This is a genomic window from Leptotrichia sp. SK-5 (assembly GCF_055387215.1).
Genome location: NZ_AP028931.1, coordinates 1,125,864 through 1,148,321 on the forward strand (window position 1 = coordinate 1,125,864; position 22,458 = coordinate 1,148,321).

The 22,458-nt window shown below is 27.5% G+C and carries 47 protein-coding genes; 39 read left to right on the forward strand and 8 right to left on the reverse strand.

Translation table 11 applies throughout. The annotated features are described in order from the left end of the window. Positions 1 to 41: 41 nt before the first annotated feature. From ptsP to ACZ5B9_RS05550, 4 genes are all read left to right on the forward strand, one after another. The gene (gene ptsP / locus ACZ5B9_RS05535) at positions 42 to 1,745 is read left to right on the forward strand and encodes a phosphoenolpyruvate--protein phosphotransferase (protein ID WP_464423699.1); all 1,704 of its coding nucleotides are present in this window, start codon (positions 42 to 44) and stop codon (positions 1,743 to 1,745) included. Positions 1,746 to 1,924: 179 nt separating this feature from the next. Continuing rightward, entirely contained in the window at positions 1,925 to 2,488 is a 564-nt protein-coding gene (locus tag ACZ5B9_RS05540) for a DJ-1 family glyoxalase III (protein ID WP_464423700.1), read from the forward strand. 294 nt (positions 2,489 to 2,782) lie between these two features. Continuing rightward, a complete protein-coding gene (gene rsmH / locus ACZ5B9_RS05545; RefSeq protein WP_464423701.1) occupies positions 2,783 to 3,709 on the forward strand; it encodes a 16S rRNA (cytosine(1402)-N(4))-methyltransferase RsmH in 927 nt (308 codons plus the stop codon). 6 nt (positions 3,710 to 3,715) lie between these two features. After that, positions 3,716 to 4,135: a hypothetical protein gene (locus ACZ5B9_RS05550; protein WP_021769338.1), complete on the forward strand. Its 420-nt coding sequence runs from the start codon at positions 3,716 to 3,718 to the stop codon at positions 4,133 to 4,135. Positions 4,136 to 4,381: 246 nt separating this feature from the next. Here ACZ5B9_RS05550 and ACZ5B9_RS05555 read toward each other — a convergent pair whose 3' ends face one another. The 4 genes from ACZ5B9_RS05555 to ACZ5B9_RS05570 form a co-directional block, all read right to left on the reverse strand. Beyond that, positions 4,382 to 5,410 carry a tyrosine-type recombinase/integrase gene (locus tag ACZ5B9_RS05555; protein WP_464423702.1) on the reverse strand — a complete coding sequence of 343 codons (1,029 nt, stop codon included), beginning with the start codon at positions 5,408 to 5,410 and terminating at the stop codon, positions 4,382 to 4,384. Positions 5,411 to 5,594: 184 nt separating this feature from the next. Beyond that, complete coding sequence (locus tag ACZ5B9_RS05560; protein ID WP_464423703.1) at positions 5,595 to 6,485, reverse strand: hypothetical protein; 891 nt, start codon at positions 6,483 to 6,485, stop codon at positions 5,595 to 5,597. Between the two features lie 65 nt (positions 6,486 to 6,550). Next, a complete protein-coding gene (locus ACZ5B9_RS05565) occupies positions 6,551 to 8,272 on the reverse strand; it encodes a GIY-YIG nuclease family protein (protein WP_464423704.1) in 1,722 nt (573 codons plus the stop codon). Positions 8,273 to 8,425: 153 nt separating this feature from the next. Beyond that, complete coding sequence (locus ACZ5B9_RS05570) at positions 8,426 to 9,004, reverse strand: helix-turn-helix domain-containing protein (RefSeq protein WP_464423705.1); 579 nt, start codon at positions 9,002 to 9,004, stop codon at positions 8,426 to 8,428. Between the two features lie 152 nt (positions 9,005 to 9,156). Between ACZ5B9_RS05570 and ACZ5B9_RS05575 the strand changes: the two genes are divergently transcribed. The 3 genes from ACZ5B9_RS05575 to ACZ5B9_RS05585 are packed head-to-tail and all read left to right on the forward strand — an operon-like array spanning position 9,157 to position 9,820. After that, positions 9,157 to 9,366 (forward strand): helix-turn-helix transcriptional regulator, encoded by a 210-nt coding sequence (locus ACZ5B9_RS05575; RefSeq protein ID WP_464423706.1) that lies wholly within the window; start codon positions 9,157 to 9,159, stop codon positions 9,364 to 9,366. 33 nt (positions 9,367 to 9,399) lie between these two features. Further along, positions 9,400 to 9,642 carry a hypothetical protein gene (locus ACZ5B9_RS05580; RefSeq protein WP_464423707.1) on the forward strand — a complete coding sequence of 81 codons (243 nt, stop codon included), beginning with the start codon at positions 9,400 to 9,402 and terminating at the stop codon, positions 9,640 to 9,642. A gap of 4 nt (positions 9,643 to 9,646) precedes the next feature. Continuing rightward, positions 9,647 to 9,820 carry a hypothetical protein gene (locus tag ACZ5B9_RS05585; RefSeq protein ID WP_464423708.1) on the forward strand — a complete coding sequence of 58 codons (174 nt, stop codon included), beginning with the start codon at positions 9,647 to 9,649 and terminating at the stop codon, positions 9,818 to 9,820. Here ACZ5B9_RS05585 and ACZ5B9_RS05590 read toward each other — a convergent pair. Further along, positions 9,810 to 10,199, reverse strand: coding sequence for a hypothetical protein (locus tag ACZ5B9_RS05590; protein WP_464423709.1), 390 nt, complete (start codon positions 10,197 to 10,199; stop codon positions 9,810 to 9,812). The two genes, ACZ5B9_RS05585 and ACZ5B9_RS05590, sit on opposite strands and share 11 nt — an antisense overlap. A gap of 80 nt (positions 10,200 to 10,279) precedes the next feature. Between ACZ5B9_RS05590 and ACZ5B9_RS05595 the strand changes: the two genes are divergently transcribed. Together ACZ5B9_RS05595 and ACZ5B9_RS05600 are read left to right on the forward strand one after the other, a co-directional pair. Then, the gene (locus tag ACZ5B9_RS05595) at positions 10,280 to 10,501 is read left to right on the forward strand and encodes a hypothetical protein (protein ID WP_146996914.1); all 222 of its coding nucleotides are present in this window, start codon (positions 10,280 to 10,282) and stop codon (positions 10,499 to 10,501) included. Positions 10,502 to 10,622: 121 nt separating this feature from the next. After that, complete coding sequence (locus tag ACZ5B9_RS05600) at positions 10,623 to 10,814, forward strand: hypothetical protein (RefSeq protein ID WP_464423710.1); 192 nt, start codon at positions 10,623 to 10,625, stop codon at positions 10,812 to 10,814. Between the two features lie 31 nt (positions 10,815 to 10,845). On the opposite strand, the gene ACZ5B9_RS05605 is transcribed toward ACZ5B9_RS05600, so the two are convergent. After that, a complete protein-coding gene (locus ACZ5B9_RS05605) occupies positions 10,846 to 11,067 on the reverse strand; it encodes a hypothetical protein (protein WP_464423711.1) in 222 nt (73 codons plus the stop codon). A gap of 78 nt (positions 11,068 to 11,145) precedes the next feature. Here ACZ5B9_RS05605 and ACZ5B9_RS05610 point away from each other — a divergent pair, with 78 nt between their 5' ends. Together ACZ5B9_RS05610 and ACZ5B9_RS05615 are read left to right on the forward strand one after the other, a co-directional pair. Continuing rightward, entirely contained in the window at positions 11,146 to 11,403 is a 258-nt protein-coding gene (locus tag ACZ5B9_RS05610) for a hypothetical protein (protein WP_464423712.1), read from the forward strand. Positions 11,404 to 11,439: 36 nt separating this feature from the next. After that, complete coding sequence (locus tag ACZ5B9_RS05615; protein WP_071124795.1) at positions 11,440 to 11,673, forward strand: hypothetical protein; 234 nt, start codon at positions 11,440 to 11,442, stop codon at positions 11,671 to 11,673. Here the strand turns inward: ACZ5B9_RS05615 and ACZ5B9_RS05620 are convergent. Continuing rightward, positions 11,660 to 11,899 (reverse strand): hypothetical protein, encoded by a 240-nt coding sequence (locus ACZ5B9_RS05620; protein WP_464423713.1) that lies wholly within the window; start codon positions 11,897 to 11,899, stop codon positions 11,660 to 11,662. The two genes, ACZ5B9_RS05615 and ACZ5B9_RS05620, sit on opposite strands and share 14 nt — an antisense overlap. A 90-nt stretch (positions 11,900 to 11,989) precedes the next feature. Between ACZ5B9_RS05620 and ACZ5B9_RS05625 the strand changes: the two genes are divergently transcribed. Both ACZ5B9_RS05625 and ACZ5B9_RS05630 read left to right on the forward strand, forming a co-directional pair. Beyond that, positions 11,990 to 12,292 (forward strand): hypothetical protein, encoded by a 303-nt coding sequence (locus ACZ5B9_RS05625; RefSeq protein WP_146996908.1) that lies wholly within the window; start codon positions 11,990 to 11,992, stop codon positions 12,290 to 12,292. Positions 12,293 to 12,620: 328 nt separating this feature from the next. Then, positions 12,621 to 12,806 (forward strand): hypothetical protein, encoded by a 186-nt coding sequence (locus ACZ5B9_RS05630; RefSeq protein ID WP_464423714.1) that lies wholly within the window; start codon positions 12,621 to 12,623, stop codon positions 12,804 to 12,806. A gap of 16 nt (positions 12,807 to 12,822) precedes the next feature. On the opposite strand, the gene ACZ5B9_RS05635 is transcribed toward ACZ5B9_RS05630, so the two are convergent. After that, positions 12,823 to 13,011, reverse strand: a complete 189-nt coding sequence (locus ACZ5B9_RS05635; RefSeq protein ID WP_464423715.1) for a hypothetical protein — start codon at positions 13,009 to 13,011, stop codon at positions 12,823 to 12,825. An 84-nt stretch (positions 13,012 to 13,095) separates the two neighbouring features. On the opposite strand from ACZ5B9_RS05635, the gene ACZ5B9_RS05640 reads away from it, so the two are divergent. The 26 genes from ACZ5B9_RS05640 (at position 13,096) to ACZ5B9_RS05765 (ending at position 22,457) form a co-directional block, all read left to right on the forward strand. Next, the gene (locus tag ACZ5B9_RS05640) at positions 13,096 to 13,392 is read left to right on the forward strand and encodes a hypothetical protein (RefSeq protein ID WP_464423716.1); all 297 of its coding nucleotides are present in this window, start codon (positions 13,096 to 13,098) and stop codon (positions 13,390 to 13,392) included. 33 nt (positions 13,393 to 13,425) lie between these two features. After that, positions 13,426 to 13,746 carry a hypothetical protein gene (locus ACZ5B9_RS05645; RefSeq protein ID WP_464423717.1) on the forward strand — a complete coding sequence of 107 codons (321 nt, stop codon included), beginning with the start codon at positions 13,426 to 13,428 and terminating at the stop codon, positions 13,744 to 13,746. An 89-nt stretch (positions 13,747 to 13,835) separates the two neighbouring features. Beyond that, positions 13,836 to 14,129 (forward strand): hypothetical protein, encoded by a 294-nt coding sequence (locus tag ACZ5B9_RS05650; RefSeq protein ID WP_464423718.1) that lies wholly within the window; start codon positions 13,836 to 13,838, stop codon positions 14,127 to 14,129. Between the two features lie 22 nt (positions 14,130 to 14,151). Continuing rightward, positions 14,152 to 14,274, forward strand: coding sequence for a hypothetical protein (locus ACZ5B9_RS05655; protein ID WP_295687353.1), 123 nt, complete (start codon positions 14,152 to 14,154; stop codon positions 14,272 to 14,274). Continuing rightward, positions 14,271 to 14,414 carry a hypothetical protein gene (locus tag ACZ5B9_RS05660; RefSeq protein WP_464423719.1) on the forward strand — a complete coding sequence of 48 codons (144 nt, stop codon included), beginning with the start codon at positions 14,271 to 14,273 and terminating at the stop codon, positions 14,412 to 14,414. The genes ACZ5B9_RS05655 and ACZ5B9_RS05660 overlap by 4 nt, the downstream gene beginning before the upstream one ends. 111 nt (positions 14,415 to 14,525) lie before the next feature. Then, the gene (locus tag ACZ5B9_RS05665; protein ID WP_146996903.1) at positions 14,526 to 14,723 is read left to right on the forward strand and encodes a hypothetical protein; all 198 of its coding nucleotides are present in this window, start codon (positions 14,526 to 14,528) and stop codon (positions 14,721 to 14,723) included. 34 nt (positions 14,724 to 14,757) lie between these two features. Next, positions 14,758 to 14,916, forward strand: a complete 159-nt coding sequence (locus ACZ5B9_RS05670; RefSeq protein ID WP_464423720.1) for a hypothetical protein — start codon at positions 14,758 to 14,760, stop codon at positions 14,914 to 14,916. Next, positions 14,907 to 15,125: a hypothetical protein gene (locus ACZ5B9_RS05675; RefSeq protein WP_464423721.1), complete on the forward strand. Its 219-nt coding sequence runs from the start codon at positions 14,907 to 14,909 to the stop codon at positions 15,123 to 15,125. The genes ACZ5B9_RS05670 and ACZ5B9_RS05675 overlap by 10 nt, the downstream gene beginning before the upstream one ends. Positions 15,126 to 15,143: 18 nt before the next feature. Beyond that, positions 15,144 to 15,479: a hypothetical protein gene (locus ACZ5B9_RS05680; RefSeq protein ID WP_464423722.1), complete on the forward strand. Its 336-nt coding sequence runs from the start codon at positions 15,144 to 15,146 to the stop codon at positions 15,477 to 15,479. A gap of 86 nt (positions 15,480 to 15,565) precedes the next feature. After that, positions 15,566 to 15,754, forward strand: coding sequence for a hypothetical protein (locus ACZ5B9_RS05685; protein ID WP_464423723.1), 189 nt, complete (start codon positions 15,566 to 15,568; stop codon positions 15,752 to 15,754). 23 nt (positions 15,755 to 15,777) lie between these two features. Further along, the gene (locus ACZ5B9_RS05690; protein ID WP_464423724.1) at positions 15,778 to 16,869 is read left to right on the forward strand and encodes a hypothetical protein; all 1,092 of its coding nucleotides are present in this window, start codon (positions 15,778 to 15,780) and stop codon (positions 16,867 to 16,869) included. Continuing rightward, positions 16,866 to 17,498 carry a hypothetical protein gene (locus tag ACZ5B9_RS05695; RefSeq protein WP_464423725.1) on the forward strand — a complete coding sequence of 211 codons (633 nt, stop codon included), beginning with the start codon at positions 16,866 to 16,868 and terminating at the stop codon, positions 17,496 to 17,498. Before ACZ5B9_RS05690 ends, ACZ5B9_RS05695 begins: the two co-directional genes overlap by 4 nt. A gap of 2 nt (positions 17,499 to 17,500) precedes the next feature. After that, positions 17,501 to 18,016, forward strand: coding sequence for a hypothetical protein (locus tag ACZ5B9_RS05700; RefSeq protein WP_464423726.1), 516 nt, complete (start codon positions 17,501 to 17,503; stop codon positions 18,014 to 18,016). Next, positions 18,016 to 18,765, forward strand: coding sequence for a putative HNHc nuclease (locus ACZ5B9_RS05705; RefSeq protein WP_464423727.1), 750 nt, complete (start codon positions 18,016 to 18,018; stop codon positions 18,763 to 18,765). Before ACZ5B9_RS05700 ends, ACZ5B9_RS05705 begins: the two co-directional genes overlap by 1 nt. A 64-nt stretch (positions 18,766 to 18,829) precedes the next feature. Then, positions 18,830 to 19,069 (forward strand): hypothetical protein, encoded by a 240-nt coding sequence (locus ACZ5B9_RS05710; RefSeq protein ID WP_464423728.1) that lies wholly within the window; start codon positions 18,830 to 18,832, stop codon positions 19,067 to 19,069. A gap of 1 nt (position 19,070) precedes the next feature. After that, positions 19,071 to 19,298 carry a hypothetical protein gene (locus ACZ5B9_RS05715; protein ID WP_464423729.1) on the forward strand — a complete coding sequence of 76 codons (228 nt, stop codon included), beginning with the start codon at positions 19,071 to 19,073 and terminating at the stop codon, positions 19,296 to 19,298. Beyond that, entirely contained in the window at positions 19,279 to 19,431 is a 153-nt protein-coding gene (locus ACZ5B9_RS05720) for a hypothetical protein (protein WP_464423730.1), read from the forward strand. Before ACZ5B9_RS05715 ends, ACZ5B9_RS05720 begins: the two co-directional genes overlap by 20 nt. A gap of 42 nt (positions 19,432 to 19,473) precedes the next feature. After that, entirely contained in the window at positions 19,474 to 19,839 is a 366-nt protein-coding gene (locus tag ACZ5B9_RS05725) for a single-stranded DNA-binding protein (RefSeq protein ID WP_464423731.1), read from the forward strand. Positions 19,840 to 20,010: 171 nt separating this feature from the next. Further along, positions 20,011 to 20,490 carry a pyrophosphohydrolase domain-containing protein gene (locus tag ACZ5B9_RS05730; RefSeq protein WP_464423732.1) on the forward strand — a complete coding sequence of 160 codons (480 nt, stop codon included), beginning with the start codon at positions 20,011 to 20,013 and terminating at the stop codon, positions 20,488 to 20,490. Positions 20,491 to 20,511: 21 nt separating this feature from the next. After that, complete coding sequence (locus ACZ5B9_RS05735; protein ID WP_464423733.1) at positions 20,512 to 20,757, forward strand: hypothetical protein; 246 nt, start codon at positions 20,512 to 20,514, stop codon at positions 20,755 to 20,757. A 24-nt stretch (positions 20,758 to 20,781) separates the two neighbouring features. Next, positions 20,782 to 21,018, forward strand: a complete 237-nt coding sequence (locus ACZ5B9_RS05740; protein ID WP_464423734.1) for a hypothetical protein — start codon at positions 20,782 to 20,784, stop codon at positions 21,016 to 21,018. 15 nt (positions 21,019 to 21,033) lie between these two features. Beyond that, positions 21,034 to 21,168, forward strand: a complete 135-nt coding sequence (locus tag ACZ5B9_RS05745; protein WP_464423735.1) for a hypothetical protein — start codon at positions 21,034 to 21,036, stop codon at positions 21,166 to 21,168. A 13-nt stretch (positions 21,169 to 21,181) separates the two neighbouring features. Beyond that, a complete protein-coding gene (locus tag ACZ5B9_RS05750; protein ID WP_021744352.1) occupies positions 21,182 to 21,412 on the forward strand; it encodes a hypothetical protein in 231 nt (76 codons plus the stop codon). Beyond that, positions 21,406 to 21,528 (forward strand): hypothetical protein, encoded by a 123-nt coding sequence (locus tag ACZ5B9_RS05755; protein WP_464423736.1) that lies wholly within the window; start codon positions 21,406 to 21,408, stop codon positions 21,526 to 21,528. Before ACZ5B9_RS05750 ends, ACZ5B9_RS05755 begins: the two co-directional genes overlap by 7 nt. A gap of 2 nt (positions 21,529 to 21,530) precedes the next feature. Further along, positions 21,531 to 22,085, forward strand: coding sequence for a hypothetical protein (locus ACZ5B9_RS05760; RefSeq protein ID WP_464423737.1), 555 nt, complete (start codon positions 21,531 to 21,533; stop codon positions 22,083 to 22,085). 12 nt (positions 22,086 to 22,097) lie between these two features. Further along, positions 22,098 to 22,457, forward strand: a complete 360-nt coding sequence (locus tag ACZ5B9_RS05765) for a hypothetical protein (RefSeq protein ID WP_464423738.1) — start codon at positions 22,098 to 22,100, stop codon at positions 22,455 to 22,457. The last annotated feature ends 1 nt before the right edge of the window (position 22,458 follow it).

A 22,458-nucleotide genomic window follows, 5' to 3' on the forward strand; every position in this document is an offset into this window, starting at 1 on the left:
TTTGTTTGTAATAAAAAAATTTATATATAGAGGAGAAAACAATGAAAAGAATGACAGGAATTGGTGCTTCAGAGGGAGTATCTATAGGTAAAGTATTACTTTTTATCGCAGAGGAGATTGTTATTCCGCAAACAAAAGAGGCGGATTCAACAATTGAATCTGAATTGGCAAAATTGCAAGATGGATTGAAACAGTCCAAAACTCAATTAATTGCAATTAGAGAAAAAGTAAAAGAGAAAATGGGGGAAGATAAAGCAGCAATTTTTGATGGTCATATTATGCTTCTTGAGGATGAAGATTTGATTATGGAAGTTGAAGATAAAATTAAAGGAGAAGGACTTCCAGCTGCAAAAGCGTTACATGATGGAATTAATGAATATTGTGATATGATTTCACAATTAGATGATCCGTACCTAAGAGAAAGAGCCGCTGATTTACAAGATATAGGTAAAAGATGGCTAAAAAATTTATTAGGAATGAAAATTCATGACTTGAGCAACTTAGAGCCAGGGACAATCGTTGTAACTGAAGACTTGACTCCATCTGACACAGCTCAATTGGATTTGGAAAACTGTATAGGATTTATTACAGAAATTGGAGGAAAAACAGCTCACTCTGCAATCATGGCAAGATCACTTGAATTACCGGCAGTAGTTGGAGTAAAAGGAATACTTGCTGAAGTAAAAGATGGTGAAGTTGTTGTTATGGATGGAGAAACTGGAGAACTATACCTGGAACCATCTGAAGACTTGGTAAATGAATATATTAAAAAACAAGAAGCGATAAGAAAAGAAAAAGAAGAATTGAAAAAATTAATTCATGAAGATGCAGTTACTCTTGATGGTAGAAAAGTTGATATTTGGGGAAATATTGGAAGCCCTAATGATGTTGACGCTGTAATTGAGTCAGGAGCAACAGGAATTGGATTATATAGAACAGAATTTTTATTTATGAACTCTGATCACTTCCCAACAGAAGAGGAACAATATCAAGCATACAGAGTGGTTGCTGAAAAAATGCAAGGAAAACCTGTAACAATAAGAACAATGGATATTGGTGGAGATAAAGAATTACCATATTTAGATTTACCAAAAGAATTAAATCCATTCTTAGGATATAGAGCAATCAGAATTTCGCTAGAAAATAAAGATATGTTCAAAACTCAGTTAAAAGCGATTTTAAGAGCATCTCAATATGGACAAATCAAAATTATGTATCCAATGATTAGTTCAATTAATGAAATAAGAAAAGCAAATGCTATTTTGGAAGAATGTAAGAGAGAACTTGATGAAATTGGAAAAATCTATGATAGAAACATAAAAGTGGGAATAATGGTTGAAACTCCTTCAACAGCTATTATTGCTTACAAATTTGCAAAAGAAGTTGATTTCTTCTCAATAGGAACTAATGACTTGACACAATATTTCTTAGCAGTAGATAGAGGAAATGAAATGGTTGCAAACTTATACAACTCATTTAACCCTGCGGTATTAGAAGCTATTCAAAAAGTAATTGACGCTGCACATGGAGCAAATATAAATGTTAGTATGTGTGGAGAATTTGCTGGAGATAAAAGAGCAACTAAATTATTGTTAGGAATGGGGCTTGATTCATTCAGTATGAGTGCATCATCAGGATTAACTGTTAAGAAAATAATTAGAAACAGTAATTATGCAGATGCGAAAAAATTCAGAGATTTAATTTTACAACAAGATACCCCTGAAGAAGTTGTAGCAAAAGTGTAATAAATTATAACAAAAAAGGCTAGTTAGTTTCTTAGCCTTTTTTGCCTTAAAATCGGGATTATTATTTTAGAATAAAATTATTTTGAAGACAAATGAAAAAATTGTTTAAACCATAATTTTATTCGATATTAGATTTTATTTCTAAAAAATAATAAGTATAATGACTGAGGAGTAAAAATATGGAAAAGAAAAAAGTAGCAGTTTTTTTGGCAAACGGATTTGAAGAAATTGAGGCAGTAACTCCAATTGATTTGCTTCAAAGGGCAGGGATTAATGTAGATACAGTTTCAATCACAAAGGATAACCTTGTGGAGAGTGCGAGAAGAATGAAAATACTGGCAGATAAGATAATTGATGATATTGATTTTTCTGAATATGATATGCTGATATTGCCTGGTGGTCCTGGAGTCGGAAATTATTTTAATTCACAGACACTGTTAGATAATGTGTTAAAATTTTCAAAAGACAATGAAAATAAAAAAATTGCGGCAATATGCGCGGCACCTACGGTATTATCTAGCCTTGGAATTTTGGAAGGGAAAAATGCAGTGTGTTTTCCAGCGTGCGAAAATGAACTGGTAAAAGGGAAGGCAGTGTTAGGAAAAGACAGAGTTGTTACAGATGGCAATGTTATAACAAGCAGAAGTGCAGGAACTGCATTGGATTTTGCCTTTGAAATTATTAGTGAACTTTTGGGAAAAAAAGAAGCAGAAAAAATTGCTGATGAGATAGTTTATAAATAAATTTGTAAATAAAAGTATAAATTTTAAAAAGTTATATGGAAAAAATAAGAAAAGTATGCTAAAATGTTTCAGTAATTATGAAAGAAATAAAATGATTTGATAATTAACAAGATTACAAACTATTGATTTAAGTACAATATACAACTATTTTAAAATAATTTTAAAAATAAAACCAAAAATAAATTAGATATTTAGGAGTTTGCATGAAATTAGTTTACATTCTAAAATTGGTTTTAAAAAGTTTTATAAATGCTAGATTTGTATATTTTAAAATGTCTAAGAAAGGAAGAAAATATGGAATACCATAAGCCCGTGCTGTTTGACGAAGTGATTGATAATATAATAACGAAAAAAGACGCTGTTTATGTTGACTGTACACTTGGCGGCGGTGGGCACACAGAGGGTATTTTACAAAATTCTTCTGAAAATTCAAAAGTTGTTGCAATTGATCAGGATATGGAAGCCATTGAGTTTGCAAAAAAAAGGCTTGAAAAATATGGGCACAAACTGCAGATATTTCAAGACAATTTTAGAAATATTGATACAGCTGTTTATCTTGCAGGCTTTGAAAAAGTGGATCGAATACTTATGGACATAGGAGTTTCCTCAAATCAACTGGATAATGCCGAAAGAGGTTTTTCATATAGATTTGATGCACGGTTAGATATGCGTATGGATAGTAGCCTAAAAATAAGTGCTTACGAAGTTATTAATGATTTTTCTGAAAAGGAAATCGCAGATATTATTTATAAGTACGGTGAAGAGCCAAAATCTCGTAAAATTGCAAAAAAAATTGTAGAATATAGGAAAAATAAGCCAATCGAAACAACATTGGAACTTGCGGATATTGTTATAAAATCAATAGGAAAAAGTATGAAACGGCATCCTGCCAAAAGAACATTTCAAGCTATAAGAATTTTTGTAAATAAGGAGCTTGAAGTGCTGAGCGAAACATTGGATAAAGCAGTAGAACTACTTAATAAAAATGGTAGGTTATTAGTAATTACTTTTCATTCATTGGAAGATAGAATTGTAAAGGAAAAATTTCGTGAATATGAAGATCCGTGTATTTGTCCAAAAGATATACCAATTTGTGTATGTAATAAAAAAAGTTTGGGAAAGATAATTACAAAAAAACCAATTATTGCTAAAAAATTAGAATTAGAAGAAAATAATCGGGCACATTCAGCAAAATTGAGAATTTTTGAAAGGAGTGAATAAACAGTTATGAATGGTGTTTCAAAAAACAAAAAAATGCAAATGGAAATCCTTGATGTTCCAAAAATTACGAATACAGCAAGATCAAAAGAAGATGCAAGAAGAGAAAGAATAGTAGCTCCTACAGAAGTTAGAAAAAAACTTTCCAGAACAGCGGGGTTAAATATGAGAGTAATAGTTATAGTTAGTATTTATGTCGCTATTGTAACAATAGTAGCTTTACTTCGTGTTTTTGTTTCATTTAATATTTCTGAGTTACAAAGAGAAATTAATACCAAAGAAAAACAAGTAGTAATGTTACAAAAAGAAATTGCATTATTAGATACTCAAATGGTCAACAAGGAAGATTTAAAAACTAAGGAAATAAAAGCTAAAGAAAGAGGCTTTGAATTTCCAAATTCTCCAATATATATAGATTTGAATAATTAAACTAAATAAAATATAACATTAAAAGTACAGGTGTTATATTTTTTTATTGACAATAAGTCAATTAACTAATAAGCGTAGAATTAAAAAATATTTTTATTTGAATACCCATAAATAAAGGATTTAAAGGGAATTGAAATTTTTTAATTACTTAAAAATATCTATCAAAACTACTAAATTTTTAGAGGTAATATACAAGTAGTATACAAATAACCATTAAAAAATACTGGGTTTAGACCCCAGTATCTTCTAATTTATTTTTTCAATTTCTTTTCTCATTTTTTCAATATTGGTATGTGTATACTTCTTAGTCATACTTATGTTGGTATGTCCTATTATTCCAGTTATTGCAGTTTCATTATCTGATACATCACTTATCATTGTCGCAAAAGTGTGTCTTGTATCATGTATAGTATGCTCCATTCCAAGTTGTTTCATGATATTCATAAATTCAAACTTTCTAAAATTATTATACCCGTAATAATTCTTCTCTGTTCTATTTGGTATAAGGTACTCCGTTTTATTTCCCATTCTTTTAACAATAAGTGGGTTTATTTTGGGGTGTATCGGGATTATTCTGTTCTTACCAGCTTCTGTTTTGCTTCCACCAATAATTATGTTCTGTTCCAGATCTACATTTGATTTTTGAAGTTTTAAAAGTTCATTTATTCTCATTCCTGTATATATTAATATTAAAATCACGTCAGCATATTCCAGATCATTAATATTTTCCCATAGTAATGCAATTTCTTCTTCAGTAAATACTTTTCTCTCTATTTTGGGCTTATGCTTAGGTAGTTTGATAAATTCGCTGTAGTCCTTGCTTATTACATCCATTTCCATCGCTGTGTTAAAAATAGCTCCTATAAAGGATTTTATAGTTTTCAATGTTCCTGAAGATAAATGCAGTAAGCTGTCAATTAAATTTTGAAGCTGGGCTGTTCTAATCTCGCACATTTTCTTATTGTGGAGAGAAGACAGGTAGGCACTTAATGAAGTGTATACTTTCATTGATGATTTTTCGACAGTGTGCTTTTTTCGGTTAAGATATATGTCCATTACATTTTTAAAAGTCATATCCGACAGCTTTGTGTCATAAGGATTAGTATTGTATTCAGCGAGGGCCTGCATAGCCGCTTTCCTGTTTTCAAAATATCCTATGTATTTAAAAATTTGTTTTCCTTTATCGTCATAGCCAGTCGTAATTCTGGCGCCAAAGGGCTTTCTTCTTTTTCCACCCAGTTTTATAACGGATCCATATCCATTTGGATTTTTCATAAAAAAATCACACTCCTTGTATTGAATTTTAAAGGTTTGTGTGATATACTTCTATTGGTGTTTGTGAGTATATCACATTGCTTAGTCCCTATTGCCGTAGGGACTATTTTTTTTAATTATCTTGATTTAGTTAAGCATATATTTATATTTCCCTTCTAAAAAATAGACATTTTACATAGAGTATTCAAAATAAAATATCTTCATTATTAATAATGTTAAATGAATTACCTATAATAACATTTTTTAGAATATTTTTATCTCCATAAGCATCAGGATTTGAAATCAAATGCTCAATAGTTAATTTATTATTAATTATAGCATTAATAAGCTCATAGTAATGTAAAAGTTCAATATGAGTATTTACATTTATGCTTTTTCCTTGAATAATATTTGTTCCGATTTCATTTGGTTGAATAACATTATTAGAAGTTAAATATCCAACCAAATTATAAAAATCTTCATTCAAATCAAAATATACTATTGGGTTTTCATATTTAGAATTTAATATGTCTTGTAAGATATAGTTCTTATAATCTGTACTTACTTTAATTTGAAGTCCAGCTATTAAACCCGATATTTGTGAACTTTTTTTTGAAACTAGAGCATACCTATCTTTTTTATCAATCCAAACAATATCTCGTTGTGGATCAAAAGGATTATATTTTTGAGAAAATTGTTTTTTTGTACTTAATAACCCAGTTCCAATGGCTTTAAACTTTTTAGAAAATTTTTTATTGGTATTTTTCATTAAACGTGCTTTTGAAAACCAAATATTATTTAAGATTTCATTATTGTTGCAATCTCTAACAATAATCGCCTCAGCTATTCGTCCTAGAATTTGCATTACAGAAATTAAAGGATTCTGGTTTAAAATATATCTAAAAACCCATTTGTTTTCTTCCCATTTTATATAACCTAATTCATCAAGTAAAATATCAAATAACTTTTGTCCTGTGTATAAATTTATAATTTCAATATTTGATGGTTTATTAAAAAAGTTGTTAAAGTCTTGTTTTGAAATAATCTTACCTTCTGAATTTTCGACTGCAATTATTAACTTGTTATTATTGTTCATTTATATTCTCTTTCTTATTTTTTTATTAATTTTTAAATATTCTGTCGTTTAATTTATTTTGAATATTAAATTAAACAATTTTCATCATCCAAATCATCTTCATCCTCAATTCCGTATTCATCAGAAATAACCGATGTTGTTTGATTATATTCTTCAGCAAGCATAGTTTTGTTGAAGACTGCTGTTGGATCTAATTCGTTTACTAATTCTTCTAATTCATCTACTGTGCTGTAAAAAAATTCCTTTCTTAAATTCACTTTATTTACTCTTTTGTCATTCAATCGTTTGTGTAATGTTTTTTCTAATTCTACTGCATTTTGAGAGAATATAAAGCTGTGAACATCAAATTTGAAAGGAACTGAAGCACTTCCTAGTTCGTTTACTCTTTCCTGTGGATCTAACCTTCTTGTCATACCGATTTTGAACATTTTATCCCCAAAAGAGCCTAAGTTACTTATTATGTAAATATTTCCAGCTTTTCCATTTTGTAGACTTGTGATTTCATCTTTTTTGATTGTTACATCAGATAATTGTCCTTGTAATTCTAAAATTCTCATTTTTAGGTTTTGAATCTCTTCATTGTTTTGTGAGTTTTGAAGTATTTCCTGTGTTCTTTCAATTTCTTGTTTAAATTTTTCTTCTTCACGTTCTATACGTTCTTTTTCAAGTTTTAATAGTCGCCGTTCTTCTGCTTCTTCCCTTAATTTTTGCCTTAAAGCTATTTGCTCCTGCTTTATCTGTTCTTGTTTGATATAGTAGTTATATTCTATTTTAACAGCATTTATAAATTGATATTCCAGTACACCAATGAATTGAGCCATTGTTCCTGCGATAGTCTGGTTTCCTTCTGAAGCAATATTAATATATTTATTTGTAACAGCCTTTATATTTTCAATAGCTTTTTCAAGTTTATTATATTTTAAATCGTATAGAATGTTTTGTAATTCAGATTTTAAGGCAATAACCATTAAATCATAAACCATTTTATTAGTTTTAGTTGAATATCTATCACTTACTTTGTTCAAAGTTTGATCAATTTGTTTGTAATTTTCCTTGAATGCTTTGTTCAATTCCTTAACTTCCATATGATGTAAATGTAAAGTTACTTGAGGCACTATTTCGTTTATCTCTTTTTCCTTGTTCAGTTTTACATTAAATGCCTCAGGAACAAAAATAAAATAGTTATCAATAGCATATTTAACGGCATCATAGTAATCTTTAATTTTTTTTAGCCGTTTTTTCTGATTATCTTCTTTTTTCTGTAATTTCTCCAATGCTGCTTGTAAATCTTTTACATTTTCTAGAACTAATATATTACGTTCATCACGTTTAAAATCGCCTAATTCGTTCTTTTTACGTTCTATTTCTTCAATCAATCTATTTTTTTCAATTTTTAATTCTCTTTTAGTTTCAGCTAATTTGTTATTTTTTGTTTTCAAATTAGAAATAGCAATATCTAAATTGTCTAGTTCGATTAAAGGAGATAATTTATTATTTAATTCAGTTATTTCATCAATAATTTTTTGCTTATCAATTTCCAAGTCTTTAATATCAGAATTTAAGTTATTTTGAGTATTATTAAAATCTTCTTTTAATTTTTGAATACTCTCTAATACTTCCTTTTGTTCGCCTTTTAATTTTTCTAATGCATCAGAATCAGGTTTTAACATCTCTTCATACTTATTTTTGGTTTCTAATAATTCTTTTTGAAATTTTCTGGCCTTAATTCCTAAATATCCTCTTAACAATAATATCGCAGATAATACTAATCCTGCAATTGAAAACATCAGATTGTTTCCATTAAATATCATTGGAATTATTATAATCCATAAAAATATAAAACCTAAAATTTTAAAAAATTTTACTATAATAAATCACTCTCCATTCTATAAATATTTTTTTTAATTATCTTCGTAAATAAAATTCAGAGGATATTTACTTTAATCATCGACTTTTTCTGATTCATTAATTTCTATATTATCAGACGTGTAATTTTCAAGAAATATTTTGGCAACGGCTTTTTCTAAATCAGCTGTTATTTCAGAGGTTATTTTGATGTCTTTTATGGACAATTCTAATAACTGTAGAGCATTTTTCAATCTAAAATTCTTTTCATCATTGAGATTTACTTCCTTAAAAGATTTAGGATTTTCTGGTATTCCAATGGAAACATGTATTTTTCCTTTTTTTATTTTTATATCTCCAGCTTTTCCATTCGGAAGAACAAAATCATATCTACATATCGGAGAATTTATAAGGATAACACTATTTTCATTCTTTAGTTTCATATTTTTATTATGTTGATATTTATTTCTTATATTACTTCGTCCTCTTAAAAATTCTAAATCAACATTAAAATAATCTGCTATTTTTTCTTCTATTTCAAACGACGGAGTTCGATTTCCGTTTTCATACATACTAATGGTACTTTTAGAAACTCCAATAATTTCTGCAAATTTTTCTTGAGTAAGTTTTTTTTCATTTCTTAATAATACTAATCTTTCAGAAAAAGCATTCATAAAATACACCTCCATTAGTATGATACACAAATTGTGAAAAAAAGTCAAGAATAAAAATCACAAAATGTGTTGACAAAAAAATATTAATATGGTATTATCATTTTGTACACGAAATGTAAACAAAAAATTATAAAGAAGTGAGGTGATTAAAAGTGAATAATGCCTCTGAGATTTTGAGAGGATTAAGAGGGGATAAGTCATTAGCTAAAACAGCAAAGGAAATAGGTATAACTCCATCAGCATTAGCTAATTATGAATCAGGCATTAGAACTCCGAGAGATCAAATAAAAGTTAAAATTGCAAAATACTATGGCGTGTCAATAGAGTCTATTTTTTTTAAAGATTTAGTACACGAAAAGTAAACAAATTTTTAAAAAAAAGAATGGAGTGAGAGGATGGGAGAAGAGGAAAAGATTAATAAAAGATTTGAAAATTTGCCAGAATTTAAGATTTTAAGAGATACAAAAAGTCAAAAAACATTAGAAGTACAAATGGACGGAAAAATTTTGGAAGGAGTTACTGCATACGAAATACAGCATTCCGAAAATAGTAATGATATTTTTCCAAAAACTAAAATTATTTTAGAATTTTCAAATTTTAAATCACTTAAAATAATAAATTTTGAAAAAAGGGAGTGAGTGGATGGGAGAAGAGTTTTGGATTATATTTATTAGAGTCTATTCTGTAATGATAACAATTGAAACAATAATAAATATTTTGAGAATTGTAAAACTAAAGATTAAGAATGAGAAATTAGAAAAAGAGAATCAAAGACTTCGTTCATTATTAAATCTAAATGAAAATACTATTTTGTAAACTTTGCTGTAAGATATGCGGCTATAATAGAAACAATTAAGGGGAAAAAGAAAGAACGCATAATTTCTAAAATTAAAGTTCTGAAATTATTTATATTGTCTTGTCTTTTTTGTTCAAAGTAATCTTGTAAAAATTTTTTTCCTTTAGGGGAAACAATAAATCTTTTAAATTTATAATTTTGATTATCTATATTAGATTTTTCGATGACTTGATAATATTGAACATATCCTTCTGAAATTAGAAAAACAAGCCTTTCGTTTGTTGAAAATTTTTCTTCTGGATATTTTAAGCAAAGTTCTCTAAATGAAATTTTATAATGTTCATTAATATGTTTTAAAATGTTTAAATCGTATTTTGGCATAGAATATTTGTTATTCATTGTAATTAAACTCCTATGATAAAAATTTTTTAATAATTATATCATAGAATATATAAAATAAAAAGAAAGGGAGTGAGAGGATGGAGAAAGAAAGATTTTTAGAAATAGCAAATAAATTAAGTGAATGCAATATTACTTCTGAAGAATGGAGAGAACTGGACATTATAATGCAAAGATGTTTCCAAAAGAAAATAAAAAACAGTATACAAAAAATATTTTTTGATATTAAAGACTTCGTTATTTCAGTTAATGCTGACAATGAAAAGGACTACTCTATAGAAGTAGCCCAAAGTAAAATTTAATTTTGATGTAATGTTATAGATATAATTTGATTGATATTTATAAAATAGACATATTAGGATGGTTAGATTATACCATAGAATATTTAAAAATGAATAAATTTTGAAAGAAGGGAGTGAGAGGATGGGAGAAGAAACTCAAAAAACTGAATTAGAAAAGTTAGGATTTGAATTAGTAGAAAGAAATTCAGATGATTGTAAAAAAGTTGTAGAGGAGGTTATGGAAGTATTTGAAAAGTATCATGTAGGTTATAAAGAAATGAATTATTTTTTAGAACTGATTCGGGAATTAATGGAACTATCATTTAGTCTGTAAAGTGTGTGCGATTTGAAAATTTAATTAATGTCTATATATTAAATCTGTATCTTATTTTACGCTTAGGTTTTCTATGTGGTTTAGTGTTTTGAATTTGTGTTTCTGCTGTTTTTGATAGTTCAATTAATTTTTCTTTGGCTTTAGCTTGAGCGTCTTCCAAACTATCAGCTTCAATCAAAATGGAAAATTTATCACTTTTGGCTTTAATAATATATTTATTATTTACAAAACCTTGAAAATCATAATCTATCAAAGTAGTACCTCCTTAATAATCGCACACGTAAAAATTATAACATAGAAATATCAAATTTTGAAAGAATGGAGTGAGAGGATGGGAAAAACGAGGTTTAGTGAAAAATCAAAGAAATGTAAATCAATAAAAGAAATGTTTAAGCAAATATTACAAAAAAATGATGTTACTTTAGAGGAATTTGAAACAATTTCTGGTTGGATAAAAATGGAATTTAAAGAAGAAGCGACATTTAAAAAAGAGCAATATTCAAAATCTGAAATTGCTCTAAATAGTCAATCTTGTTGTGGTTCAAATCTACAACCAAGTGTGAAAAAACCCAAGAAACCAGGAATTTAATTAATAATTTAATTTTTTTGGAAAGGAGGTATTTTAATGAGAGTACATCTTCCTGCACAGGGAGAAATAGAAACTGAAAAAGTTGTAGCTGGAATGGAAGCGTTAAAAGGACTTACAGAATTAGAATTTAAAATAGTTGTGAAAGAAATAGAAAAATATTTTAAAAATAAAAAAGAGAAACTCACCTTTGATGTTGAAATTACAGAAGATGAGTCTCTAAAAAAAATAAAAGATTTTTATAAAAGTATTAAAAGCCCTATTCTTCTATAACAACTTGAATATGTACTAGACTTAAAAAATATTTTTTATTTTTATGAATAATTTGGACTATTGACATATCATAAAAACTGTTTTCGATAAAATTATGAATATTTTTTATATATCCCTCTTTAGCCCAATTATATGGAGAAAAGAATTGATTATTATATCCAATTTGATAATCATCTTCAGTAAGTTCAGTCCATTGTCCAAGTAGACAAGCATAAACTTTATACATAATCGCTGTACCTCCTTCCATTTAGGATGGTTAGATTATAGCATAAGATATTTAAAAATGAATAAGATTTTGAAGTAAGGGAGTGAGAGAATGGGAAATGAGAAAAAGTTAGTAGAAAAATGTTATGAAGAAATGCTGAATTTTTTAAAAAAAGATTTTACAAAAATTGAATTAGGAATAGATTTGTTGGAAGACGAAAATAATATTACTGATGTTATACATATTTTTACTGCAATTAGAAGAAGTGAACACAGAGATTTTGAAAAAGAAAAAGAAATAAAACAAGAAATTTACAAAAATTTATACAAATGTACGGAATTGAAAGATTTTAGGAGTAGAAATAGAAGATGTGTCCTTTTATTAGATGCGTTGAATCGTAAGGACACATATTAAAACTAATTCAAAAAAGACAATGCGATTTCCAAAGAACAAAAATCTTCAATAAATCCTGTACAAATTTCATTATTGTACTTAAAAGTTACACCGCCAAGACCGAAATCTTGGATAAAAATTTCGTCTTTTAAATGTAATTTTTCAGTAGTTTCTATAGGAGCAAATTCTCCATTAGGAAGTAACAAAACTTTAAAATCATTAACTTTTGAAATTGCATAAACAATAGCTTTAATAATAGTGACACCTCCTTTCTGTTTGATTTTGTTTGGTGATAATATTATAGCACAAAAGAGGTTATTTGGAAAAAAGAAGGGAGTGAGAGGATGGGATGAATGGAAATCGTTTTAGAGAAATACTGATAAAATTGAATGAATGTAATATAACATATCTTGAATGGGAAGAGTTAAAAAGAAAAATAGATGGTTTTTTTGAGAGAGAAAAACGGAAAACTGTGTTGGATATGGATAAAATTGAAATAGTTGAAGTAAATGAAAAAGAGTACTATTGTCGTTAGCACTCTTTGAAAGTTATTATTGTGTTTGTGTGATATAGATTATTTGATTAATATTCAGGAAATAAACAAAATTACCTTCAATAATTCTTATAAAATTATGGCGATAAGATTCATCATTAATAATAATAACATCTTTAAATAATCTTTGAGAAGTTTGAATATCATAAAAGACACCATTTTCAATAAAATCAAAATGTTTTTCCACAGTTTAACCTCCTTCCAATTAGAGTAGTTAGATTATACCATAGAATATTTAAAAATGAATAATTTTGAAGTAAGGGAGTGAGAGATGAAAAAAATAATTTTGATGATAACATCGGTTATAATTGTAGCTTTGGTAGGAACTAAGGCTATATTGGATAGGAAAAAAGAGGAAGAAAAAGAAATTTTGCAACCTAAAAAATTATTATATGGTTATCCTTTGTTTTTTAAAAAGAAACGAAGGAAAAAAAGCAGTAAATATAGAAATTATAGTACAAGGGTAAGAACAAAAACGAAAAAGAAAAATGATATTAATGAAATAATAGTCACAGTATTAAAAGATATGGATGAAAAAGAAAAGAAGAATCGTACAAAATTCTTTTAGTTACATAAATTTATTTAAAGGAGAATTTTAAGAATGGAAATTCACAATACGGATACATTTCATTTGGCAACAGTAAGTGAATTAAAAAAAGTTGCGGAAGAAATGATAAAAGAAAAATATAATCTAAAAAATGATTTAGTGATGACTGGATGGGCAGTTAAAATAAATAGCATTATAAATCAGATACAAGATGAAAAATTAAAGGAAAAAGCAGAAAATAACTGTGAAAAAATTTGGAATAAGTGGTATGAAAAAGTTCAAAAGGAACAGTTGACAAATAAAAATCTTGGAATATTAGATTCAGTATTAGAAAAATTAAAAAGGAAAAATTCTGAGGAATTGGGAGTTAATTAGGAAATAAAAAATGTCGTTAAGGGACTAAGTAATGAAAAATCAAACACCAAAAAAAATTAAGGGACGGCAATCCCGGAAAGGAAAAAACTATGGAAGTTTCAGAATCATGGATAAGGAAACAGGCTACAAAATTGCAATTATCAATAAAGGAAACCGCTGAATTTGTCGGAAAAGGTCAGCAATATGTAAGAGTAGGATTGCAGACAGGAAGACTTAAATTTGGAACGGCAGTACCCAAATTTAAAGATGAAAATGAAAAAGAAGCAAGAAGGAGAGCTGGGAAACGTAATTGGGACTACGATATTCAAAGAGTACATGTTGAAAGATATGTTGGAATAAGCTATAGAAAATTTTTGGAACTGAAATATGTGGTAGTAGCATAATAGGAAAGAAGGTGAATTTAAAATGAAATATGACGCTTTAGTAATGGTAAACAATCAAAATAAAGAAACAAGAAGAAAAATGGAAGAAAGAAAAATTAAGAACAGAATCAAGAAACTTGTAAGAAAGGTTGGACTATCAAAATGACAATAAGAGAACAGCTGGAAAAAGAAATGGATCAAGAGGAAATTAAGGAACTGGAGGGAGAAAATGCTGAAAGTGAGAAATCTGATAAAAATAATATTCCTGATAACAATGACAGTTCTGATACAGTTGGAAGTGATTAGGGAAAAAGGGCATTGGGTTGCTGGTGGAAATTTAGCATTTCCGGTATTATTGGCGATATTGCTTTGGTGGCCATCTTATTTTAAAAAATGGAAATAGGAGGGAGTGGGATTATGGAAATAGAAAATCTAAAGGAAACATTTCTTGAAACATTAAATGATTTGAATTTATCAATATCATTTTTAAGAGATAAAAAATTATTGGGTTATGAGGTGGAATTGCTTGCTAATAGATGTAAAATTAGCCAAGTTGAAGTGCATGAGGTACTTGAGAAAGCAAAACAAGAAAATTGGAGCTGGAGGAAAAAATGATATGAATAAAAATTAGGAATAGAGGATAAAAAATATGAAAACAAAGGAAGAAATTGGAATTGAAATTACAAAGTTGAATGTAAAACTTTATAAGCACGTAAGAATTTCAGGATGGGATTCTGAAGCAGAAAAGATGAATGAAAGAGTAAAGATATTAAAATGGGTATTAGGAGGGAGTAAAAAGTGGAATTAAGAGAATTTAATAAAGTTTTTCGTGGTTTTATTCTTTATTATGGAATGAAAGGAATGAAATCTGAAAAGATAGATATTTATTATTTGGGATTGAAAGATTTAAGTGTTGAACAGTTGAAAACAGCTTTTTATAAAATAATAAAAAATAGAATGGAAAGAGAATTTCCGATGATAGCAGAAATAAGAAAAGCGGCTTTAGGAATAAAATAAAAAGTTTGGAGAAGAAAAATGTATATAAATTTGAGTGGAAATTATTATATCAAAAGTCAACCAAGGTGTTTTGTGATTGGATGTAAACAGAAAAATAGTAAAGGTGAAGTACAATTTGTAGCAAAATGGTACTTTACGAGTCTTAGGAGTGCATTGAGAGCTTGGATTGATGAAAAGCTGATAATGAGTAAGGCTAAAAGTTTTCAGGAGCTTAAAAACGATATACGGGCCTTGAATGATGAAATGGAAATAATAATTGAGAAAATTAATAAAGGTATTTCTGATGATAAAAATAGATCTGATGAAACAATGGAAATATTAAGCGAATTTGAAGAAGAGGAAGAAATTGAATAAAAAAATGCCAGTGGAAAAACACTGACATAAAAGATCTAAAAAACACTTTCGTATTCTCAAGATTATTATATCACAAGTGAGAGAAAATGAAAAGAGAAAAAAATTTAATTTTAGAATATGGAGTAGGATCAGTAACATATACGGGTATAAGAAATTTTGAAATTCAATATCCGTATATTGTTATTGACGGAGAAAATGTTAGTTTGATAGGCGTGAAGTTTGTGAAATATAAGAATTTTATTGCTTGGAGAAATAGGAAAAATAAAATAAGGTAACTTGTTTATCGAAGGAGAGAAATATGGCTAAGTTTAGACAGATACAGACGGATTTTTGGAGCAATCCCTATGTTCAGGAAGAAATGACTCCCGAAGATAAGTTTTTTTATTTATACTTAATGACAAATGAAAAGTCAACACAGATAGGTATATATAAAATAACGAAAAAGCAAATAGCATTTGATATGGGATATTCAATTGAATCAGTGGGAAATTTATTGAAAAGATTTATGGAGCAGCATAAATTGATTAAATATGATTCTGAAACACGGGAAATAATATTGCTTGAATGGGCAAAAACAAATCTTAATAAAGGCGGGAAACCTTTTGAGGATCTAATTTTAAGTGAACTGAAAGAAGTTAAACAAAAAGAATTTATAGAAATTATTTATCGTCAGTGTGAAAAAAAGGAAATAAAAAAAATAATAGAAAAATATATTGATAAGCCAAAAATGATTGAGGAAAATTTGACATTAGGAAATAAAAAAAATTCTGATAATTTAGATGATGACAAAATAATTGAAGCAGAAATAATAGAGAAAAATATAGAAAATATTAATGAAAGTCCTGAAAACAACACTTTTGACGATACGTCGAACGACACGTATAACGATAAGGGGACAATAAATAAGAATAAGAATAAGAATAATAAATATAATAATAATTATATTAATAATAGTTATTATAATAATACAAGTGTCCAAAAAGAAAAAATTAATTTTTCTTTTGTGTGTGAGGAAATAAAAAATAAATGGATAGAAATTGCAAATACATTTGGACTATCTGGAACACGACTAAAAATAAATGAGAAACGTAAAAAATCAATAAAAACATTGCTTAAAGAATATACTGTTGAGGAAATTTTTCAGGCAATGGACAAAATTTATGTTTCTAAATTTTTACAGGGAGATAATAAAAATAACTGGCAAATAACATTTGACTGGTTTATTAATAAAGCAAATCTATTAAAAGTGCTGGAAGGAAATTATGATGATAAAGTTAATACCGATTCCAGTCCTAAAAATACAAAAGAATATTATCAAAAATCTAATAATCAATTTACGGGAGTTACAGATGAAAGTATTGAAGATCTGATAGGAGGATTTACACAATGATGACAAGGGATGAATTTAATAAAGTCTTTAATTTATTATGCACAAATTATCCAAATACAAAAAATCCAAATGAGTTAGGAAGTCTTTATTTTTTAGTATTAGGAAATGAATTAACTGCTAAGGAATTTATGAATGCAACACTTAAAATTATAAAAACAAGTAAGGAAAAATTTATGCCACAGGTTGCTGAAATACTTGAATATGCGAAAAATAGGAATGTAGAAAATCAAGTGATATTGGCTAAGAAGATGTTAATTGAGACTATCCATAAATGTGGAAAAAGCGGGATGATAAATTTTGAGGATAAGGGAATACATGCTGTAATTGATTTTATCGGTTGGAAAAGATTATGTTCGATGAAGGATGATGAATTTGATAACTTTTTGAAATGGGAATTCGATGGAATATACAAAGAATTTATGAAAAATCCTTATGAAACAAGTGATTATTACACTGGAAACTATAAAATTATCGGACAGAAAAATCCAACAAGAATTACTTACGAGAGCATAGGAGTAAAGAATACTCAAAATTTAGAATTTATACCGTTGGAATATAAAAATACTCCGCAGATTGAAAATAAAGTTGATCTGTCGGAATTGAAAAATAAAATGTTGATAGGAGTGTAAAAATGATAATAAATAATTTAACTACAGAAGATATTAAATTTTTAAAAGAATTAAAGCACGAATTGAATACACAAAATAGTAGAATGACTGCTAATCCTAGAATATATCAAATTAGAAGTGAAAAATTTCAAACAAATCCTAATGGAGAAGGAAAATATTTTGAAGCGGTATTTGAAGGGGATTCGTTAGGAATTTTTGAATATACCTCAGAGGGTGTGGAAGAAGTAAAGGCTATTTTAAGGGAAATTACTGACGATGAAAATGTTTTGAAAGAAATTGACAATATTTGTCTGGAAGATTTGGATAGGGAATGGATATATTTTCATTGTTATATTGGTGATTTTAAATATATTTTCAATAATGTTTTTTTTACAGAAAAAGCATGTAGACAACACATAGAGGAGAACAAACATCATTATAGAAATCCAATGGATTATTTGAATTTTGCTTTTAGAAATCCTGAAATAGAAACATTGCTGGGAATATTATCAAAAATTGAAATTAAGGAAGAATCGTAATGTTAAGAACACAAATTGAGAATAAGAAAATAAAAATATTTTATCCAATGAAAAAGATTGTTCCAGGAGTAAAGGAAGATCTGGAAAAAATATTAAATAATTATTCAGTAGAAATTGTTCCAATTAAAGCGATGACATTACAGCAGATGAGAATGATATATGCCTTGATAAATCAATTTTCTGAACATCTTGCAGGTGGTGGCAGCGAATATGGATATATGAAAGACATATTGAAAATATTTTTTGCAGAAAAATATGAAATTCCCAATTTTTCGTTAAGTCCTGATTCAATTGATACGTTAGATATTGATACTGCAAATAGATTTATTGAATATCTGATTGAGTTGGGCCTTGATTACAATGTGCCAATTGTGATTAAGGAAAAAAATGGGAGAAAAAGATTTGCAGCACAGATATATCCAGATACGGAAAAGTATGTTTATTTTTGTCTAAAAAAGAGAATATGTGCAGTATGTAACAAATCACATGATTTTGAAAATGGAGAATCAATTGATTTAGAACATTGGGATACTGTAGCAAGTACAGCGGGAGGATATAAATATGATGATGGATTGAAAGGAAGATTTATATCTCTTTGTAGAAAACATCATATTGAAAAACATTTTATGGGACAGGAAGGTTTTAAAAATAAATATTATGTGGAAGGAATATATCTTAAAAAGAAACAGGTTATAGAATTAAAAAATATTTATACTGGGCATTTTAAAGCATTTGATGATAAAAAATAGAGAAAAAAGGCTTTGTAGAAAAATTGTTAAAATTCGTAATCAAGTGCAAGAGGAGAATGTTTAAATGAACGAAAAATTATTAAAGGAATTACGAAACTTGAAGGGCATTGAATTAATTGATATAGCAAAAAGAGCTAAATACACTTTTGATAAATATTACAAAATTCAATCGTATTGGATAGATGGAAAGAAAAAAGTGCTGCAATTAGAGTTGAAAAATAAACAAAAAGCTGAAATAAAATTTAGAAAAATAAAAAATAAAAATGGAATTAGAGTAATAGATTGCATTATAAAGGAACATTAATATGAAAATTAAGCTATATTGTTTAAAAATAAATGAAAATGAAATAAAAACAACAGATTACAAGGAACTGGGAAAATTTGTAAGGAGAAACAGGAAAGATATAAAAGAAATTTTATGTTTTAGTTGGGAAATTCCAAAAAATAAATTGGAAAGGGCCTTAGAGTATTCTATCGAGGAATTGTATAAGTTGAAAAAGAAAGGTGTAACAAATGCAAAAGAATATAGTTAGTCCACAAATGGAGCAACAATTATTATTTGATAAAAAAGATGTGATGATGGAATATGAAGACTTTAAAAAACAAGTATTGAATTTTTTTAGAAATGTAAAAAAAGATTTTGAAAAGAGATGTAAAGATGAATAGGAATATTTATTTGATAATTCAAAAAAGAAAGGAATATAGATTATGAATATAGTGATACTAATGGGAAGAATGGTAAGGAATCCAGAATTAAAATATACATCAAGTGGAAAAGCATACGCCAATTTTACACTAGCTGTACAGAAAAATAAGAATGAGGCAGAATTTATTGATTGTACAGCGTGGGAAAAGACAGCTGAAACAATTGCTGAATATTTTGAAAAAGGTAGTAAAATTCTTATACAAGGACGATTGAGCGTAAGTAACTATGAACAAAACGGTGAAAAAAGAAAATTTACAAAAGTATTAGCAAATAGTTTTGAGTTTGTCGAAAGTAAAAATACTGTAAATGCTCAAAGTAACAAAAATGATTATGATGAAACAGAAGATGATGAGGATTTTCCCTTTTAAGTATAAGAAAAATTTAATACATAATATAAAATTTTTAGAAGAAAATACAGACTGGTTTTCAAAAAAAATGTTGTTATTAAAACTGAAAACAGAATTGGTTTTGGGAAAACTTAAAAATGAAAAATGGATTGATGAAATAATAGAAACTATAGAAAATATATAGGAGGATAAATGGAACAGTGGGAAAAATTAGTTAAGCTTGTAAAAGAGTTTTATATAACATTTGGACAACAGGAATTTTTGGAAAAAGAAATGACTAATGAAAGAATGGAATTAAGAAAAAAGTTGTTTGATGAAGAATTTAAAGAATATGAAGTGGCAGAAAAAAATAAGGATAGAGCAGAAATGTTAGATGCTGTTTGTGATATGTATTATATCCACATCGGGACACTACTTGAGAAAAATAAGGGTGATATAGAAAAGATTGCAAATAAAATATTTTTTTTGGGAGATAAAGAAACGGAGTATCTTTTTAAATTAGAAGTAAAAAATGGATTTGATGTAATTTTACCTGAAGCATTTGAAGAAGTTCATAAAAGCAATATGAGTAAACTTGGTAAAGATGGGAAACCAATATTTCGTGAAGACGGTAAGATAATAAAAGGGCCTAATTTTTTTAGGCCAAATTTGAAACAGTTTATTACAAAATAAAATTTGAAAGGAAATATAAAAATGAGTAAAGAATTAAAAGCCACAGAAGAAATGATAGAAATTATAAATTCTTTAGTAAAAAAAGGATATAGTGATGATGACATCAGGAGGTACTATAGAATGATGGGAGAATTGTGTGCTGGAGCTGGTGCAGTAAATGACACAAGTAAAGATAGTCAAAAAACGATTAATGAATTAATTGATATTGTTGAAACATTAAATAACAGAATAGAAAGTTTGGAAAATAGAATAAAAGTAAAAGTTTAATATTTGAATAATCAGGAGAAAAAGATGTTTAAAATATTATATTGTGAAGATGAATACAAATCAGTAATCACAAAAAATGTGGAAGAAGTGCAAAGACTTATTACACAGACTGATATTAGACAAAGGTTGAATCTAAATAGACAAATGAATGTGTATAAAGTGAATTTTGATAGTAACAATTTGACTGATGATGAAATTATAAATTTATTTGAGATTAGTAATTCAAAAAGAAGGGATAAACTTTTTTTGAAATTATATTAGAATTGGGAGAAAAGTATGAAAAACAAGGATAGAATGCAATTTAATTTAAAAAACTGGAGAAAATTGAATTGGAGTTTATGGAATAAGGAAGATGAAAATAAAGCGAGTTTTAAAAGAATATTAAATAAAGACAAGTATAAAAAGAAATAGGAAGGGAATTAGTATGAGAAAAATAGTATCAGCAATAATAACAATATTATATTTAGCAATTATTTTGGGAAGTTTAGGATTATTAGTGTATAAAACAATAAGTGATATTTCAAGTGTAAAAACATTATTAGAATTTGCGAAATTAATGTTAATAGATTTTATATTATATATTTTTTGGGGAGTAGGGGTTCAAATTTTAACTTTTATTTTTGGATTGTTTAAAATTGAGGAGGATAAATGGTAAGAAAAATAATGGAAACAATATTTTGTTTATTAAAATTAGCAAAAACAATATTATCTGTTACGTTAGGAGCGGGAATAGGTAATGAAATTTATAAAATATGGAAAGCGGAGGAATAGGAATGAAAAAATTACTATTAATTGTGATGATTTTAGGAGCATTAGTTACAAGCTGTGATGAAGAAAATTTTGGGAATGATACAAAAAATGATAAAGAGAATACTTTAAAAATAGGTGATAAGTTAGCAGGCAATCAAGCAACACCTAGTGATATTGATTATAGTTTAGAAAGATATAATTTAATAAAAAGGGCCTACTGGGTAAATGGACAGCGTGAAAAAGCATTGAATTTACCAAGTGCTGTGAAACGTCCGTTAGGATATATAACATTGTTTACAGAAAACGGTGGAATAGTTGGAAGTTTTGTAGTAGATGGAAAAGTGTCAAGTTTAAATAGTTTTTTAACTCCAGATAGTGAATTATATGAATGCAATCCTTCAAGTGATTATAGCTGTAAAAATAATTGGATTCCTGATGTAGATGGAAGTTATGGAGAAAATGATAACGGAATATTTTTCTTTACTCCAGATGGAAAATATATTGAGTGGACAGGAATATACATATATACAGATATTCCAATGAAAGTAGAAAATACAGTTGTTAAATTTGAAAAATAAAAGGAGAATAAAATGAAAAAAATGTTTATATTAATTATTTGTGGGCTATCTACGACAGCCTGCAATCCTTTTTTAGGGATAAATAGTTGGTTTAATAAAATAGACTATGAATTAGAAAAACAGAATGATAGACAAAGATATGACAGATTAAAAAAAGTGGAAGATACTGCAAGAGCAATGGTAAGCAGTTATGAAAGTGATAAGCAAATTTATTTGTCTATGAAAGATGAGAATAAGGAGATAGCCTTACAAGCAAAGATAAGAGCAAATAATACAGCGATTCAATATAATCAGTTTATTTTGAAAAATAGTTATCTATGGAAAAATAATATACCGCAAGATATAAAAAATGAACTTGAAATAATCAATTAGA

Excerpts from the sequence above, each read along its gene's own strand:
- ptsP (WP_464423699.1), top strand. The coding sequence starts at position 42 with ATGAAAAGAATGACAGGAATTGGTGCTTCAGAGGGAGTATCTATAGGT.
- ACZ5B9_RS05540 (WP_464423700.1), top strand. The coding sequence starts at position 1,925 with ATGGAAAAGAAAAAAGTAGCAGTTTTTTTGGCAAACGGATTTGAAGAA.
- rsmH (WP_464423701.1), top strand. The coding sequence starts at position 2,783 with ATGGAATACCATAAGCCCGTGCTGTTTGACGAAGTGATTGATAATATA.
- ACZ5B9_RS05550 (WP_021769338.1), top strand. The coding sequence starts at position 3,716 with ATGAATGGTGTTTCAAAAAACAAAAAAATGCAAATGGAAATCCTTGAT.
- ACZ5B9_RS05555 (WP_464423702.1), bottom strand. The coding sequence starts at position 5,410 with ATGAAAAATCCAAATGGATATGGATCCGTTATAAAACTGGGTGGAAAA.
- ACZ5B9_RS05560 (WP_464423703.1), bottom strand. The coding sequence starts at position 6,485 with ATGAACAATAATAACAAGTTAATAATTGCAGTCGAAAATTCAGAAGGT.
- ACZ5B9_RS05565 (WP_464423704.1), bottom strand. The coding sequence starts at position 8,272 with ATGTTTTCAATTGCAGGATTAGTATTATCTGCGATATTATTGTTAAGA.
- ACZ5B9_RS05570 (WP_464423705.1), bottom strand. The coding sequence starts at position 9,004 with ATGAATGCTTTTTCTGAAAGATTAGTATTATTAAGAAATGAAAAAAAA.
- ACZ5B9_RS05580 (WP_464423707.1), top strand. The coding sequence starts at position 9,400 with ATGGGAGAAGAGGAAAAGATTAATAAAAGATTTGAAAATTTGCCAGAA.
- ACZ5B9_RS05585 (WP_464423708.1), top strand. The coding sequence starts at position 9,647 with ATGGGAGAAGAGTTTTGGATTATATTTATTAGAGTCTATTCTGTAATG.
- ACZ5B9_RS05590 (WP_464423709.1), bottom strand. The coding sequence starts at position 10,199 with ATGAATAACAAATATTCTATGCCAAAATACGATTTAAACATTTTAAAA.
- ACZ5B9_RS05595 (WP_146996914.1), top strand. The coding sequence starts at position 10,280 with ATGGAGAAAGAAAGATTTTTAGAAATAGCAAATAAATTAAGTGAATGC.
- ACZ5B9_RS05600 (WP_464423710.1), top strand. The coding sequence starts at position 10,623 with ATGGGAGAAGAAACTCAAAAAACTGAATTAGAAAAGTTAGGATTTGAA.
- ACZ5B9_RS05610 (WP_464423712.1), top strand. The coding sequence starts at position 11,146 with ATGGGAAAAACGAGGTTTAGTGAAAAATCAAAGAAATGTAAATCAATA.
- ACZ5B9_RS05615 (WP_071124795.1), top strand. The coding sequence starts at position 11,440 with ATGAGAGTACATCTTCCTGCACAGGGAGAAATAGAAACTGAAAAAGTT.
- ACZ5B9_RS05620 (WP_464423713.1), bottom strand. The coding sequence starts at position 11,899 with ATGTATAAAGTTTATGCTTGTCTACTTGGACAATGGACTGAACTTACT.
- ACZ5B9_RS05625 (WP_146996908.1), top strand. The coding sequence starts at position 11,990 with ATGGGAAATGAGAAAAAGTTAGTAGAAAAATGTTATGAAGAAATGCTG.
- ACZ5B9_RS05630 (WP_464423714.1), top strand. The coding sequence starts at position 12,621 with ATGAATGGAAATCGTTTTAGAGAAATACTGATAAAATTGAATGAATGT.
- ACZ5B9_RS05640 (WP_464423716.1), top strand. The coding sequence starts at position 13,096 with ATGAAAAAAATAATTTTGATGATAACATCGGTTATAATTGTAGCTTTG.
- ACZ5B9_RS05645 (WP_464423717.1), top strand. The coding sequence starts at position 13,426 with ATGGAAATTCACAATACGGATACATTTCATTTGGCAACAGTAAGTGAA.
- ACZ5B9_RS05650 (WP_464423718.1), top strand. The coding sequence starts at position 13,836 with ATGGAAGTTTCAGAATCATGGATAAGGAAACAGGCTACAAAATTGCAA.
- ACZ5B9_RS05655 (WP_295687353.1), top strand. The coding sequence starts at position 14,152 with ATGAAATATGACGCTTTAGTAATGGTAAACAATCAAAATAAAGAAACA.
- ACZ5B9_RS05660 (WP_464423719.1), top strand. The coding sequence starts at position 14,271 with ATGACAATAAGAGAACAGCTGGAAAAAGAAATGGATCAAGAGGAAATT.
- ACZ5B9_RS05665 (WP_146996903.1), top strand. The coding sequence starts at position 14,526 with ATGGAAATAGAAAATCTAAAGGAAACATTTCTTGAAACATTAAATGAT.
- ACZ5B9_RS05670 (WP_464423720.1), top strand. The coding sequence starts at position 14,758 with ATGAAAACAAAGGAAGAAATTGGAATTGAAATTACAAAGTTGAATGTA.
- ACZ5B9_RS05680 (WP_464423722.1), top strand. The coding sequence starts at position 15,144 with ATGTATATAAATTTGAGTGGAAATTATTATATCAAAAGTCAACCAAGG.
- ACZ5B9_RS05685 (WP_464423723.1), top strand. The coding sequence starts at position 15,566 with ATGAAAAGAGAAAAAAATTTAATTTTAGAATATGGAGTAGGATCAGTA.
- ACZ5B9_RS05690 (WP_464423724.1), top strand. The coding sequence starts at position 15,778 with ATGGCTAAGTTTAGACAGATACAGACGGATTTTTGGAGCAATCCCTAT.
- ACZ5B9_RS05695 (WP_464423725.1), top strand. The coding sequence starts at position 16,866 with ATGATGACAAGGGATGAATTTAATAAAGTCTTTAATTTATTATGCACA.
- ACZ5B9_RS05700 (WP_464423726.1), top strand. The coding sequence starts at position 17,501 with ATGATAATAAATAATTTAACTACAGAAGATATTAAATTTTTAAAAGAA.
- ACZ5B9_RS05705 (WP_464423727.1), top strand. The coding sequence starts at position 18,016 with ATGTTAAGAACACAAATTGAGAATAAGAAAATAAAAATATTTTATCCA.
- ACZ5B9_RS05710 (WP_464423728.1), top strand. The coding sequence starts at position 18,830 with ATGAACGAAAAATTATTAAAGGAATTACGAAACTTGAAGGGCATTGAA.
- ACZ5B9_RS05715 (WP_464423729.1), top strand. The coding sequence starts at position 19,071 with ATGAAAATTAAGCTATATTGTTTAAAAATAAATGAAAATGAAATAAAA.
- ACZ5B9_RS05720 (WP_464423730.1), top strand. The coding sequence starts at position 19,279 with ATGCAAAAGAATATAGTTAGTCCACAAATGGAGCAACAATTATTATTT.
- ACZ5B9_RS05725 (WP_464423731.1), top strand. The coding sequence starts at position 19,474 with ATGAATATAGTGATACTAATGGGAAGAATGGTAAGGAATCCAGAATTA.
- ACZ5B9_RS05730 (WP_464423732.1), top strand. The coding sequence starts at position 20,011 with ATGGAACAGTGGGAAAAATTAGTTAAGCTTGTAAAAGAGTTTTATATA.
- ACZ5B9_RS05735 (WP_464423733.1), top strand. The coding sequence starts at position 20,512 with ATGAGTAAAGAATTAAAAGCCACAGAAGAAATGATAGAAATTATAAAT.
- ACZ5B9_RS05740 (WP_464423734.1), top strand. The coding sequence starts at position 20,782 with ATGTTTAAAATATTATATTGTGAAGATGAATACAAATCAGTAATCACA.
- ACZ5B9_RS05745 (WP_464423735.1), top strand. The coding sequence starts at position 21,034 with ATGAAAAACAAGGATAGAATGCAATTTAATTTAAAAAACTGGAGAAAA.
- ACZ5B9_RS05750 (WP_021744352.1), top strand. The coding sequence starts at position 21,182 with ATGAGAAAAATAGTATCAGCAATAATAACAATATTATATTTAGCAATT.
- ACZ5B9_RS05755 (WP_464423736.1), top strand. The coding sequence starts at position 21,406 with ATGGTAAGAAAAATAATGGAAACAATATTTTGTTTATTAAAATTAGCA.
- ACZ5B9_RS05760 (WP_464423737.1), top strand. The coding sequence starts at position 21,531 with ATGAAAAAATTACTATTAATTGTGATGATTTTAGGAGCATTAGTTACA.
- ACZ5B9_RS05765 (WP_464423738.1), top strand. The coding sequence starts at position 22,098 with ATGAAAAAAATGTTTATATTAATTATTTGTGGGCTATCTACGACAGCC.